The sequence below is a fragment of the Kitasatospora cathayae genome (assembly GCF_027627435.1).
Taxonomy (GTDB): Bacteria; Actinomycetota; Actinomycetes; order Streptomycetales; family Streptomycetaceae; genus Kitasatospora; species Kitasatospora cathayae.
Map to the genome: position 1 here is coordinate 3,341,010 of NZ_CP115450.1, position 13,414 is coordinate 3,354,423.

At 72.9% G+C, this 13,414-nt stretch carries 13 protein-coding genes; 3 read left to right on the top strand and 10 right to left on the bottom strand.

What is annotated here, in order from left to right:
• Positions 1-217 precede the first annotated feature (217 nt).
• Positions 218-1,528, top strand: coding sequence for an LLM class flavin-dependent oxidoreductase (locus O1G21_RS14650; protein ID WP_270143992.1), 1,311 nt, complete (start codon positions 218-220; stop codon positions 1,526-1,528).
• Between the two features lie 84 nt (positions 1,529-1,612).
• On the opposite strand, the gene O1G21_RS14655 is transcribed toward O1G21_RS14650, so the two are convergent.
• Positions 1,613-2,005: an SCO5389 family protein gene (locus O1G21_RS14655; RefSeq protein WP_045694845.1), complete on the bottom strand. Its 393-nt coding sequence runs from the start codon at positions 2,003-2,005 to the stop codon at positions 1,613-1,615.
• Between the two features lie 483 nt (positions 2,006-2,488).
• Here O1G21_RS14655 and nucS point away from each other — a divergent pair, with 483 nt between their 5' ends.
• Positions 2,489-3,148, top strand: a complete 660-nt coding sequence (gene nucS, locus O1G21_RS14660; RefSeq protein ID WP_270143994.1) for an endonuclease NucS — start codon at positions 2,489-2,491, stop codon at positions 3,146-3,148.
• A gap of 10 nt (positions 3,149-3,158) precedes the next feature.
• On the opposite strand, the gene O1G21_RS14665 is transcribed toward nucS, so the two are convergent.
• The 5 genes from O1G21_RS14665 to O1G21_RS14685 form a co-directional block, all read right to left on the bottom strand.
• Positions 3,159-5,477: an ATP-binding protein gene (locus O1G21_RS14665; RefSeq protein WP_270143995.1), complete on the bottom strand. Its 2,319-nt coding sequence runs from the start codon at positions 5,475-5,477 to the stop codon at positions 3,159-3,161.
• 227 nt (positions 5,478-5,704) lie between these two features.
• Positions 5,705-6,022, bottom strand: a complete 318-nt coding sequence (locus O1G21_RS14670; protein WP_270143997.1) for an STAS domain-containing protein — start codon at positions 6,020-6,022, stop codon at positions 5,705-5,707.
• A gap of 394 nt (positions 6,023-6,416) precedes the next feature.
• A complete protein-coding gene (locus O1G21_RS14675) occupies positions 6,417-7,286 on the bottom strand; it encodes a 3-hydroxyacyl-CoA dehydrogenase family protein (RefSeq protein ID WP_270143999.1) in 870 nt (289 codons plus the stop codon).
• Between the two features lie 275 nt (positions 7,287-7,561).
• Positions 7,562-8,212: a response regulator gene (locus O1G21_RS14680; RefSeq protein WP_270144001.1), complete on the bottom strand. Its 651-nt coding sequence runs from the start codon at positions 8,210-8,212 to the stop codon at positions 7,562-7,564.
• Positions 8,209-9,411, bottom strand: a complete 1,203-nt coding sequence (locus O1G21_RS14685) for a sensor histidine kinase (RefSeq protein WP_270144003.1) — start codon at positions 9,409-9,411, stop codon at positions 8,209-8,211. The genes O1G21_RS14680 and O1G21_RS14685 overlap by 4 nt, the downstream gene beginning before the upstream one ends.
• A 132-nt stretch (positions 9,412-9,543) precedes the next feature.
• On the opposite strand from O1G21_RS14685, the gene O1G21_RS14690 reads away from it, so the two are divergent.
• The gene (locus O1G21_RS14690) at positions 9,544-10,089 is read left to right on the top strand and encodes a hypothetical protein (RefSeq protein WP_270144005.1); all 546 of its coding nucleotides are present in this window, start codon (positions 9,544-9,546) and stop codon (positions 10,087-10,089) included.
• A 3-nt stretch (positions 10,090-10,092) separates the two neighbouring features.
• Here the strand turns inward: O1G21_RS14690 and O1G21_RS14695 are convergent, their stop codons facing one another.
• From O1G21_RS14695 to atpD, 4 genes are all read right to left on the bottom strand, one after another.
• The gene (locus O1G21_RS14695) at positions 10,093-10,665 is read right to left on the bottom strand and encodes a cob(I)yrinic acid a,c-diamide adenosyltransferase (protein WP_270144007.1); all 573 of its coding nucleotides are present in this window, start codon (positions 10,663-10,665) and stop codon (positions 10,093-10,095) included.
• Positions 10,666-10,750: 85 nt separating this feature from the next.
• A complete protein-coding gene (locus tag O1G21_RS14700) occupies positions 10,751-11,251 on the bottom strand; it encodes a DUF2550 domain-containing protein (protein WP_270144010.1) in 501 nt (166 codons plus the stop codon).
• A gap of 148 nt (positions 11,252-11,399) precedes the next feature.
• Complete coding sequence (locus O1G21_RS14705; protein WP_270144012.1) at positions 11,400-11,783, bottom strand: F0F1 ATP synthase subunit epsilon; 384 nt, start codon at positions 11,781-11,783, stop codon at positions 11,400-11,402.
• A gap of 184 nt (positions 11,784-11,967) precedes the next feature.
• Positions 11,968-13,413 (bottom strand): F0F1 ATP synthase subunit beta, encoded by a 1,446-nt coding sequence (gene atpD / locus O1G21_RS14710; protein ID WP_270144014.1) that lies wholly within the window; start codon positions 13,411-13,413, stop codon positions 11,968-11,970.
• Position 13,414 lies beyond the last annotated feature (1 nt).

Below are 13,414 nucleotides of genomic sequence, written 5' to 3' on the forward strand. Positions count from 1 at the left end.
GCCTAGGGCCTGTCCCTTCGGGGGTGTCCGGCCGCCTCGAGGGCCCGCTCGGCGGCCCATACCACGGCTTCGGCCGGTCATCCCGCCTTTTTACCGAGATCCACCCGGTCATCGGGCAAATTCGGGGTTCAGCGTGCCATTGGCACATGACATCGGATACCCACGAGGGGACAGGCGGGGCCCGCAGACCCTGCGTGCACCCGAGGAGGCCCCCAGGATGACCAAGACCAGCCCCCGCGCCGAGACCCGTCGGCCCGTCGGCGTACGGCCGCCCGCCCCAGGCCCGACGCTGACCTCCGTCCCGCCGCTGACCGCCGTCGCGGGCGAGCCGCTGACCGCCGTCCAGCGCGCCGGCACGCTGCCGCCGGACACCGCCCCGGTCCGGGTCGGCGCGTTCCTGCTGTCCGCCCAGTTCCCCGGGCAGAGCCACGGCGAGGTGCTGGAGCGCACCGTCCGGGCCACCGTCGAGGCCGAGCGCGCGGGCCTGGACAGCGTCTGGCTGGCCGAGCACCACTTCGTCCCGTACGGGGTCTGCCCGAACGCCGCGACCCTGGCCGCGCTGCTGCTCGGCCGCACCCGCCGGATCGGCATCGGCACGGCCGTCAGCGTGCTCTCCACCACCCACCCGGTGGCGCTCGGCGAGCAGGCCGCGCTGCTGCACCTCACCTCCGGCGGCCGCTTCACGCTCGGGGTCGGCCGCGGCGGGCCGTGGATCGACCTGGACGTGTTCGGCAGCGGCGTGGACGCCTTCGAGAACGGCTTCCCGGAGCGGCTGGAGCTGCTGCTGCGCTGGCTGCGCGGCTCCCGGGTGGGCGCCGACGGCCCGCAGTTCAGCTTCCCCGAGGTGGCGGTGGTGCCGCAGGCCACCGAGTCGCCGCGCCGCCCGGACCTGGGCAGCTGGCTCGGCCTGGACGACCCGTCCGGCCCGGTGCGCTTCCCCCGCCAGCGCAAGGACACCGAGCGCCTCGGCGAGGAACTCGACTCCGCCGGACGGCCGGTGGCCGGCCCGCCGGTGGTGGTCGCCTGCACCTCCCCGGGCGGGGTGAAGCTGGCCGCCGAACGCGGTCTGCCGATGCTGCTCGGCATGCACTCCGGCGACGACGACAAGCTGCGGATGCTGGAGCACTACCGCGCCGCCTGGCTGGCCGCCGGGCGCGGCGAGGAGCAGCTGCGCCGGGTGACCCGCCAGCACGTCGCGGCCGGGGTGGCCCAGGTGGACGACCGCACCGCGGCCGCCCGGGCCACCCTGCTGAACGCGATGCCCGGCTGGTTCGAGTACGGGCTGGGCGCCCACCGCACCGTGGACGGGCGCGAGCGCAGGATGCGCGACCCGCGCCAGTACACCGAACTCCTCTGCGACCTGCACGCGGTGGGCACCCCGAAGCAGTGCGCCGACCGGCTGCTGGCCACCGCCGAGCGCACCGGCATCCGGCGGTTCGCCCTGCTCGCGGAGGGCAGCGGCGACCGCGAGGCGACCCTGCACAACATCGCCCGGCTGGGCAACGAGGTGCTGCCGCAGCTGAGTTGACCACTGCGTTGGCCGAAGAGCCTCGGCCCCGGGCCGCCGCCCCTCCCCCGCACCGGGGGGACGGGGCGGCCGGCACCGGCCGGGTCAGCAGTCCCGCAGCTCCTCGGACTGGTTGAGCAGCTGCTCCCGGACGGAGGTGAAGCGGTCGTACCGCGCCTCGTTGGCCTCCGACGGCAGGAACACCGCCACCCGGTGACAGTTCTGGAACGCCAGCCGGACCCCGAAGTGCCGCTGCAGGGCACCCCGGATGGCATCGCTGGCCAGGGCGCGCAGCAGCTGGCCACGGGCCTGCTCACTGGGTGGCGGCACCTGGTTGTCGGCGAAGTCGGTGCCGTCCACCTTCGCCTGGGCGACCAGCGAGCTGATCAGGTCCCAGGCGTAGGGCAGCGAGACGCGGACGCAGTCGACGAATTCCCGCTCGTCGACCTCGCCCCGCTCGGCCTTCTCCAGCAGGGCCGGTGAGACGTCGAGCGACATGGATTCTCCTCTCGCGGTCCACCCGCGCGGCGCCCGGGTGGTCATGCGTAGTCCAAGCTCACAGTGAGGGTGGGCGAAATCGCAGGTGATGTCCGGAACACCGTGGGACGGGGATGTCCGGCACCTTTGCGAAGGCGGTGGCGCCACGGGACGTGACGTCCTGAACACCGACCGCGTCAGAACAGCGTGGCAGTCAACGGCGGGGCAGGCTGGTCATTCCTAGGGATTGCTTGGGAAATACGCGGTGGTGCACCAGAATGGCCAGATCCCGTCGGATCGTTCATCTGAAGTCTCCATCCCCGTTGACAGCGGCCCCGCATCCGTACCGTCACACACCGTAGCGACCCGAAGGGGGCGTACGCCAGAGCGCGAAGGGGCAGTCGGCGGGATCGCCGAACCTCCATGTTCGCGGGCTTCGCGCTTTCTTCACCCGGTCGTCTCGGAATCGCATCAACTGGCCCCGGTGGGCTAGCGTGGTCGACCGTGCGTCTCGTAATTGCCCGCTGCTCAGTCGACTATGCCGGTCGGCTCTCCGCCCATCTGCCCTCCGCCACCAGGCTGATCCTGGTCAAGGCCGACGGCAGCGTCAGCATCCACGCCGACGACCGCGCCTACAAGCCGCTCAACTGGATGTCCCCGCCGTGCGCCCTCAAGGAGGCCGACGGGGTCTGGACGGTGGAGAACAAGGCCGGCGAGAAACTCATCATCACGCTGGAGGAGGTGCTGCACGACTCCTCCCACGAACTCGGGGTGGACCCGGGCCTGATCAAGGACGGCGTCGAGGCGCACCTCCAGGAGCTGCTCGCGGACCGGATGGAGGTGCTCGGGGCCGGCTGGTCGCTGATCCGCCGCGAGTACCCGACCGCGATCGGCCCGGTCGACATCCTCTGCCGCGACGCCGACGGCTCCACGGTCGCCGTCGAGATCAAGCGCCGCGGCGAGATCGACGGCGTCGAGCAGCTCACCCGCTACCTCGAACTCCTCAACCGGGACCCGCTGCTGGCCCCGGTCAAGGGCGTCTTCGCCGCACAGGAGATCAAGCCCCAGGCCCGCGTGCTGGCCACCGACCGGGGCATCGGCTGCGTGGTGCTGGACTACGACGAGCTGCGCGGCATCGACGACGACAAGCTCAAGCTGTTCTGACCGGTCAGGGCTACGTGGCGGTCGGCGTCGGCTTCGGCGTGCCGCCCTGAGTGGGCGGCGGGGTCGACGGCGAGGCCGAGGTCGGCGCGGGCGTAGTCGTGGACGGGTTCGCCGTGGGCGAGGTGTTGGTCCCGCCACCGGAATGAGTACCGCCACCGCCGGTGCCGCCACCGCCGGTACCCCCACCGGTGCCGCCGCCGGCCGAACCGCCCTGCGGCTGCCCCGGCTGCGGGACCGGCGATTGCGACTGCTGCGGGGCGTCCGACTCGGTGGCCCCCGGCGAGGAACTCGGCCGCTTCGACGGCGAGGTGCTCGGCGAGCGCGAGGCGCTGCCGCTCGCCGAGGGCTGCGGGCTGGTCCCCGTCCCCGCCGGGCTCCCCTGCTCGGCGCCGCCCGTCCCGGCCGTGCCCGGGCCGTTGTCGGCGGACGGCTTCGACATCGGCGTGTTCTGGGTGTCGCCGACCTCGTCCAACCGCCCGTGCGGATCGTTCGCCCGGTGCTCGTCCGGCCCGGTCAGGCTCATCGCCACCGCCGTACCGAGCACCCCGAAGGTGAGCACGGCCGCGGAGGCCACCACCACCCGGCGCCGCTTCCCGGCGCGGGCCTTCAGCCCGGCCGGCACCCGGGCCGCGATCTTGCGGATCACCGGCCCGCGGCCCGGCGCCGCGGCGGGCGCGGCGGCCGGCAGTTGCCGCCCCTCGGCGCGCAGCAGGTCGAGCATCCGGCGCGCGGCGGCGACCCCGCGCTGCTCCCCGGTGGTGGACCGCAGGGTGAGCGCGGTCTCCAGTTCGGCGATCGCCCGGGACGGCTGCCGGACGCAGATCGCGTGCACGCCCGCCTCGTGGTGGAACCAGGCCTGGTCGACCGTCGAGCCGGTCCGCCGGGCGGCCTCCAGGCCCAGCTGCAGCACCCGCTCCCAGGCCCCCCAGCGCAGCGCCAGCGCCAGCGCGGGCGCCGCTGCCCGGGCCAGCCGGACCACCGCCTCGTGCCGCCCGGCGGTCCGGTCGGCGAGCAGCACCCCGATCAGCACCTCGGCCTCGGCGGCGATCTGCGCCAGCGACACCGAGCTGTGCCCGACCCACCAGGCGAAGTGCTGGGCGGCGCCGTCCACGCAGCCGCGGGCCGGCCAGTGCGGGGCGAGCAGTTCGAGCACCCCGGCGGTGAGCCGGTGGTGCCCGCCGATGGACACCGCGAGCCCGGCGTCGGCGAGTTCGGCCAGCGCGCTCTCGCCCTGGCCGACGTCGATCAGCGCGGGCAGGTGCGGCGCGGTGGGGCACTCGCCGCCGAGCGCGACGGCCAGCCGCAGCACGGCCTGCGCGGGTTCGCTGAGCCCCTCGGCGAGCCGGACCGCGGGCGAGGCGGTCTCGGCGACCGAGGGCAGCGGCACGGTGCGCCGCAGCGCGTTCTCCCGGATCGCCGGGTCCGGGTCGTGGACGGGCTCGTCGACCGCGCCGAAGACGTCCCGCCGGTCCTCCTCGGCGGCCACCAGCGCGTCCACCGCGACGTCCCGCTGGCGCAGCAGCGCGGCGGCCTGGACGAAGCGCAGCGGCAGGCCCTCGGACTCGAACCAGAGGTCGACCGCCCAGGCCTTCTCGGCGACGTCCAGCGGACGCCCGGCCAGCCGGCCGGTCAGGGCGAGGCAGGCGGCGCGGGACAGCCCGGGGACGTGGTGGTCGCGCAGCCGGGAGTCGGCGGGCAGCGGCGGGCTGTCGGGGGCGACCGAGATCAGGAAGGCGCAGCCGGGGGCGGCGGCGAGCAGTTCCTCCAGCTCGGCGCCGGTCGGCTCGGCCTCGTCGATCACGACGACGGCGCCCACCCCGGCGAGGTGGGCGGCCAGCTGGCCCGGGTCGGGCCGGTAGCCGGGGGCGTGGTGGGTGGCCGCGAAGAGGTCCTGGAGCAGGTCGGCGGCGGTGCGGCGGTGTCCGCAGAGCTGGACGACGCCGCCGGGGGCGAGGTCGGCGGCGGCCCCGGCGACGGCCGACAGCAGGGTGCTGCGGCCCGAGCCGGCCTGGCCGACCAGGCGTATCGAGCGGCCCTCGGCGAGCAGCCCGAGCAGTTCGGCGATGTCGGCCTCGCGGTCGAGCAGCGGCAGGTCGGTGGGCCCGGCGCCGAGGGCGAGCGGGCCGACGGCGCGGCCGACGCCGCCGATCGGGCCGCGGGCGGGCTCGCTGCGTTCGATCCGGCGCGGGCGGGGCCGCCACTCCTCCGGGCAGGGCCTGGCCTCGGAGCCGTCCGGGGCGCCGACCCCGACCAGCAGGCCGCCGGAGACCAGTTCGCCGCCGCGGGTGCGGGCGGCCTCCTGCCGGAACTCCCCGGATGGCTGTGCCACGTTCTGCTCCGCATCGTGGTCGGCCGCCGGCGCCCCGCGCCGGCCGGCACACGTCTCGGTCGCGGCCGCGGGCGGGCTGGGGGCAGCCGGCCCCGGGCGGCCGTCATCTGACGGGCAGACTCTTGCACATCCGGGGCCGCCCGTGCAGCGCGGTCCGGGTGCGGGAACGGTTCGGAGCCGGTGCGGCCGGGAACGGCCCAGGCCAGCGGCCTGCCGGGCGCCGGAGACTACAGGACGTGCGCCTCGGCGATGCCGCCGTCGACGGCCAGGATGCGGTGCAGCTTGGTGGCCACCAGCAGCCGCTGGAGCTGCGCGGGGACGGAGCGCAGCACGAGCCGGCGGCCGATCCGGCCGGCCCGGCGGTGGGTGCCCATGATCACGCCGAGGCCGGTGGCGTCCCAGAACTCCAGTCGGGCGAGGTCGAGCACGAGGTCGCCGAAGCCGCCGTCGACGGCCTGGTGCAACCGGGCCCGCGCGTCGGCGGCGGTGCGCACGTCGAGGCGGCCTTCGATGGCCAGCGCCGTGTGGTCGCCGGTGATGCGCATGCTCTCCTCCTTCGCCGGGGTGGCCTGGTCGGGTGGGTCCGGCCCCGTCGGTGCCGGGGCCGGGAGGCGGGATGGCCCCCGGACCGGGTGGGTCGGGGTGGGACGGTCCGGGCGGAACGCCTGTGACGGCTCGGCTCGCGCCCGGCCCCGGTCGCACTGCCGGGTTCCCTCATCTGACGGTGGAGCACCGTCGCAGGTTGCTGGTTTCCGCCCTGATCTGAAGCAACTTCACTCGTCCGAGGGAATATACGCAGGAACTCTCCACACTTATGCTCGATTACCGCCCAAATCACCCGTCTGCGGCACCCGGCGTGAGGAAACTCACCCGCCTCGGCGCAGCGGGCCGTACGACGCTCCGATCGCACGGCCCACCAGCGCGTTCAGCCCCGTCGGCTCACTTGCCGTCGTACGGGTAGAAGCCGCGGCCGCTCTTGCGGCCGAGGTCACCGGCGGTGACCATGCGGGCCATGATCTCCGGGGCGGCGAACTTCTCGTCCTGGGTCTCGGTGTAGATGTTGCGGGCGGCGTGCAGCAGGATGTCCACGCCGGTGAGGTCGGCGGTCTGCAGCGGGCCCATCGCGTGGCCGAAGCCGAGGCGGCAGGCGGTGTCGATGTCCTCGGCGGTGGCCACGCCCGACTCGTACAGCTTGGCGGCCTCGACGACCAGCGCGGTGATCAGGCGGGTGGTGATGAAGCCGGCCACGTCGCGGTTGACCACCACGACCTCCTTGCCGACGCCCTCGGCGTAGGCGCGGGCGGCGGCCAGCGTCTCGTCGCTGGTCTTGTAGCCGCGGACCAGCTCGACCAGCTTCATCATCGGGACCGGCGAGAAGAAGTGGACGCCGACGACCGACTCCGGGCGCTGGGTGACGGCGGCGATCCGGGTGATCGGGATGGCGGAGGTGTTGGAGGCCAGCACGGCGCCGTCCTTGGCGAGCTTGTCCAGCTCGCGGAAGACGCCCTCCTTGACCTCGAGGTTCTCGAACACCGCCTCGACCACGATGTCGGCCTCGGAAACGGCGCCCAGGTCGGTGGTGGTGGTGATCCGGCCCAGCGCGGCCTCGGCGTCCTCGGCGCTCAGCTTGCCCTTGGCGACGAACTTCTCGTACGAGGCGCGGATGCCCGCGAGACCGCGCTGCAGCGCCTCCTCGGTCACGTCCCGCAGCACCACCGGGTGGCCGGCCTGCGCGGACACCTGGGCGATGCCGGCGCCCATCAGGCCGGCACCGATCACGGCGATCTGCTTGCTGGACGCATTGCTCATGGCTGGGTCTCCCGATGCCGTCGCCGCCCTGCGGGCGGGCCCTGAAGGCGGCTCAGGACAGGGGTCGCCGCCTGGAGCCGCATCGCTCGATTCTCCCGCCTCGCTGACGCTCGGCGGTCGCTCTCGCGGAGCTCACAGTGTCAATTCGTTCGCTCGCTCCGCTCGCTCACGCGGACTCTAACGTCCGAATCCCCCGTGCAATAGCAATCGGGAGTGTGATCTGCAACCGACGTGGTCAGCCGCTCAGGACGCCCGTCGAACGGCCCGGACGCCCGTCAGACGGTCAGACCGAGGTCCTGGGCCAGGATCGCCGCCTGCACCCGGCTGCGCAGCCGCAGCTTCGCCAGGATCCGGCTGACGTGGGTCTTGGTGGTCGCCTCCGCCATCTCCAGCCGAGCCGCGATCTCCCCGTTGGACATCCCGGCCCCGACGCAGGCCAGCACCTCCCGCTCGCGCCCGGTCAGCCCCTCCACCGCGGCCCGGGCCTCCGGGCCGACCGGCCGCTCCGGGCGGGCGAAGGCGCCGATCAGCCGCCGGGTCACCGAGGGCGCCAGCATGCCGTCCCCGCGCGCCACCGTCCGGATGCCCTCGACCAGGGTGTCCGCCTCCAGGTCCTTGAGCAGGAACCCGGCCGCGCCGGCCCGCAGCGCGCCGTAGACGTACTCGTCCAGGTCGAAGGTGGTCAGCACGAGCACCTGGGCGGCCCCGGCGGCGACCACCTGCCGGGTCGCCGAAACGCCGTCCAGCCGGGGCATCTGCACGTCCATCAGCACCACGTCGGGCCGCAGCTCCAGCGCCAGCCGGACGGCCTCCTCCCCGTCGGCGGCCTGCCCGACCACCTCGAACCCCGGCTCGGCGCGCAGGATCATCACCAGCGCCGCCCGCACCGCCGCCTGGTCCTCGGCCACCAGCACCCGGATCGTCATGCCCGTCCCTCGCTCTCCCGGTCGCGCGGCAGCGCCGCGCGCACACTCCAGTACCCGTCCCGCGGCCCCGCCTCGAAGCTGCCGCCGAGCAGCCCGGCCCGCTCCGACATGCCCACCAGCCCGGCCCGGGCGCCGGGCAGTTCGCGGCCCGGCTCGCCGCGGTACGGGCTGTCGACGGCGATCCGCAGCTCCTCCGGGCCGAACTCCAGCCGCACCGCGACCAGTCCGGGCCCGGCGTGCTTGAGCGCGTTGGTCAGCGACTCCTGCACGATCCGGTACGCGGCCAGCCCGACCGGCACCGGGACGGCGCCGCGTTCGCCCAGCTCGGTCAGCTCGAACTGCAGGCCGACGCCCTGCCCGGCCGCCCGGGCCTTGGTCAACAGCGCGTCCACCGCGGCCAGGTCGGGTGCCGCGTACGACTCGTCGCCCTCTCCCCCGCCGCTGTCCCGGAGCAGTCCGATCATGCGACGCATTTCGGCCAATCCCTGGACGCTGTTCTCCCGGATCACCGCCAGCACCTCGACCAGCGGATCGTCCACGGCCAACCGCCGCCGCCGGGCGACCGACTGCGCCCCGGTGGCGTGGATCGCGATCGCCGACAGGTGGTTGGCCACCACGTCGTGCAACTCCCGTGCCATCCGGGCCCGTTCGGCGCCGACCGCCTCACGCCGGTCCATCTCCGAGAGCAGCGCGGTCTGTTCGGCCCGCAGCCGCTCGGCCTCCGCCACCAGCCGGTGCTTGCGCACCAGCTCGCCGGTCCACACCGGCGCCAGGAACACCAGCGAGCTGAGCACCACGACCAGCAGCCCCGACGAGGTCCCGGCCGCGTACCAGACCAGGCTGGAGAGCACCAACACGGTCGCCCCGCCGGTCAGGTGCAGCACCCGCGACATCCGGTGGGTGCCGTAGAGCGCCGCCGCGTACAGCAGGTCCGTGTACATGATCGTCGTCGCCAGCAGGCTGCCGGCGACCACGCTCCCGGCGAAGGCCAGCCCGCCGAGCGACACCGCGAGCACCGGCCGGGTGCGCCGGACCAGCTCCAGCCCCGCCATCACCAGCAACGGCAGCGCCACGGCCCACCGCGGCACCTGGTCGGCCCGCTCGTACACCCGGAAGACGGTCAGCACCGCCCCGCCGAGCAGCCCGCACAGGGCGATCAGCCGGTCCAGTCGGCGCGGGGAGAGGGACGGTACGAGCACGACCCCATCTCACCATCCCCGGAGGTCCACCCGGCTCCGGTCCACGGAGGAGCCCGCTACATCGAAAGGTGCAGGCCCGGACGGCACCCCACGACGACGACACCCACGCGCCCGCGCACCAGGCTGGACCACGTGATCGTCACCCTCATCCTCGCGGCCGAGGTCTCCTGGTGGATCGTGCTCGGCCTCGCCCTCTCCGCCCGTTACCTGCTGCGGTGGCGCCGCACCAGCACCGCGCTGCTGGTCGGCCTGCCGGTGGTGGACCTCGCCCTGTACGCGCTCACCGTGCTCAACCTGCGCGGCGGCGCCGAGGCGAACTGGATGCACGCGCTGGCCGCGAGCTACGCCGGCTTCTCGGTCGGCTACGGCCCCTCGCTGGTGGCCTGGGCCGACCGGCACTTCCTGCACCGCTTCGCCGGCGGTCCCAAGCCCCCGCCCTCCCCCCAGTACGGCCCGGAGCGCACCGCCCACGAGTGGCGGATCGCCAAGCGGACCGTCGTGTCGGCCGTGATCACCCTGGGCCTGATCACCCTGCTCGTCCCGCTCTCGGCGGGCTCCGCCCACTTCGGCACCTTCGCCCAGTGGTACTGGAAGCTGGGCATCGCGGCCGTGGTCAACGTGATCGTGGCCGGCTGCTACTCGATCTGGCCCAAGCAGCCGCCGGCCGCCGACCGCTAGCCGTCAGCGGTTCTCCCCCGGCACCCAGAGCACGTCGCCGCGCTCCTTGTTGGCCACCCGGGCCAGGATGAACAGCAGGTCGGACAGCCGGTTGAGGTACTTCGCGGTCAGCGGGTTGACGGAGTCCCCGTACGCGGCGATCGCCGCCCAGGTCGAGCGCTCGGCCCGCCGCACCACCGTGCAGGCCAGGTGCAGGTGGGCCGCACCGGGCGTGCCGCCGGGCAGGATGAAGCTGCGCAGCTTCTCCACCTGCTCCAGGTAGTGGTCGCAGTCCCGCTCCAGCCGGTCGATGTAGGACTGCAGCACCCGCAGCGGCGGGTACTTCGGGTCCTCGACCACGGGCGTGGACAGGTCGGCGCCGACGTCGAACAGGTCGTTCTGGACCCGGGTGAGCACGGCCACCACGTCCTCGGACAGCGCGCCGACCGCGAGGGCCACCCCGATCGCCGCGTTCGCCTCGTTGGCGTCGGCGTAGGCCATCAGCCGCGGGTCGGTCTTGGTGGTCCGGCTCATGTCGCCGAGCGCGGTGCTGCCGTCGTCCCCGGTACGGGTGTAGATGCGCGTCAGATTGACCATGCCGCACAGCCTAGCCGGGGGTTAGGCGACGTTAACCCTCCCCCAGCCTTCGGCCGGGGGTGCCCCCATCCCGAGAGTCTCGTCGCTACGCGACATTGACTCTCTGCCCGGGCGGGGCGGCCTCCAGCCAGGCCAGGAAGCCGGTGAGGGCGTCCTCGCTCATCGCCAGCTCCAGCGGGTCCCCGTTGTGCAGGCAGCGCAGCACCACCGAGCCGGAGAGCAGCGCCAGCTCCTCCTGGCCCTCCGGGTAGCGCCGGCCGAGCACCTCGATCTCCCGGCGCGGCAGCACCTTGCGCGGGCGCGGGGCGTACGAGAAGACCCGGAACCACTCGATCGAGTCGCCGCTGTAGCGACCGATACCAAAAACCCACCCCTTGCCGTCGGTCGGGGGGACCGGGGCGGAGGTGGGTTTGCCGTTCTCGTCGAGGTCGGGCTGCGTCGAGGCGTCGGCGGGCATTTTGAGCCGGTAGCTGCAGTCGAACGTGCCGCCGACCCGCTGGATCAGGCGGCGGCGTACGGCGAAGGCCATCAGGCCGATCACTCCCAGCGCCACGACCGCCGCACACACCACAAGCGCGAGGACCATGCTCACCTACCTCCTCGCTACCCGCGTTCCCCGTTACGGTCGTACCAGACGACCGCGCTGACCTACCAACTACGACGACAGTCCCGGGGTCACGCTCGCGCGTCCCCGGGACCGTCGGTCGACCCCGCCAAGCCGGGGTCCGGCGCACTCAGGCGTGGGCCTTGAGGCCGCGCGCCGCGAACAGACGCACCTCGGCGCGACGCTCGGCGTGCGCGTCCAGGTCCGCCTTGGCCTTCTCCAGTGCGCGCTCGGCGCGCGCGACGTCGATCTCGTCCGCCAGCTCGGCGATCTCCGCGAGCAGAGACAGCTTGTTGTCGGCGAAGGAGATGAAGCCGCCGTGCACCGCGGCGATGACGGTGCCGCCGTCCACCGTGCGGATGGTGACCGGTCCGGTCTCCAGCACGCTCAGCACCGGGGTGTGACCCGGCATGATGCCGGTGTCACCGGAGGCCGTACGGGCGACGACGATGGTGGCCGCACCGGACCACACCTTGCGGTCGGCTGCGACCAGCTCGACGTGCAGCTCAGCCAACGTGGGCTCCTAGGCTCATGCAACGCCCGATTACTCGGGAGTTTCGGTAAGAATAACGGCCCCGCGCCTCCGGCATGAAACCGGCGGCACGGATTTGACCGGAATCACAGCCGATGCGCCGTGAGGGGTGGTCCCCAGGCTCGGGGGCCACCCCTCACGGTCACTCAGCTGCTACCGGCCGCGATTACTTCTTGGCCAGCTCGGCGGCGTTCTTCTCGAGGTCCTCGATGCCACCGCACATGAAGAAGGCCTGCTCCGGGACGGAGTCGTACTTGCCGTCCGCGATCGCGTTGAAGGCCTCGATGGTCTCCGACAGCGGCACGGTCGAGCCCTCGACACCGGTGAACTGCTTCGCCACGTAGGTGTTCTGCGAGAGGAAGCGCTCGATGCGGCGGGCACGGTGCACCGTGATCTTGTCCTCTTCGGACAGCTCGTCGATGCCGAGGATCGCGATGATGTCCTGGAGGTCCTTGTACTTCTGCAGGATCCCCTTGATACGGACGGCCGTGTCGTAGTGGTTCTGCGCGATGTACCGCGGGTCGAGGATGCGGGACGTGGAGTCCAGCGGGTCGACGGCCGGGTAGATGCCCTTCTCCGAGATCGGGCGCGACAGAACGGTGGTCGCGTCCAGGTGGGCGAAGGTGGTGGCCGGGGCCGGGTCGGTCAGGTCGTCCGCGGGGACGTAGATCGCCTGCATCGAGGTGATCGAGTGACCGCGGGTCGAGGTGATGCGCTCCTGCAGGAGGCCCATCTCGTCGGCCAGGTTCGGCTGGTAGCCCACCGCGGAGGGCATGCGGCCGAGCAGGGTCGACACCTCGGAACCGGCCTGGGTGAACCGGAAGATGTTGTCGATGAAGAGCAGCACGTCCTGCTTCTGCACATCGCGGAAGTACTCCGCCATGGTCAGGGCGGACAGCGCGACGCGCAGACGGGTGCCCGGCGGCTCGTCCATCTGGCCGAAGACCAGCGCGGTCTTGTCCAGGACGCCCGAGTCGACCATCTCGTCGATCAGGTCGTTGCCCTCACGGGTGCGCTCACCGACGCCGGCGAACACCGACACACCACCGAAGTTCTCGGCGACGCGGTAGATCATCTCCTGGATCAGAACGGTCTTGCCGACACCGGCACCACCGAACAGACCGATCTTGCCACCCTGCACGTACGGGGTGAGCAGGTCGATGACCTTGATGCCGGTCTCGAACATCTCGGTCTTGGACTCGAGCTCCGAGAAGTTCGGGGCCTTGCGGTGGATCGGCCAGCGGACCGACACCTGGGACTCGAACTCGGCCTTGTCGACGTTCAGCACCTCACCGAGGGCGTTGAACACCTTGCCCTTGGTGATGTCGCCGACCGGCACCGAGATGGCGGCACCGGTGTCGGTCACCTGCGAACCGCGGACCAGGCCGTCGGTCGGCTGCATCGAGATGCCGCGGACCAGGCCGTCGCCGAGGTGCTGGGCGACCTCGAGGGTGAGGGTCTTCTTGCCCGTGCCGTCGGGGTTGTCGACCTCGACGTGCAGGGCGTTGAACATGTCCGGAATCGCGTCGACGGGGAACTCCACGTCGACGACCGGGCCGATGACCCGCGCGACGCGGCCCGTCGCCGTGGTCGGCTCAACAGTGGTGGTCATA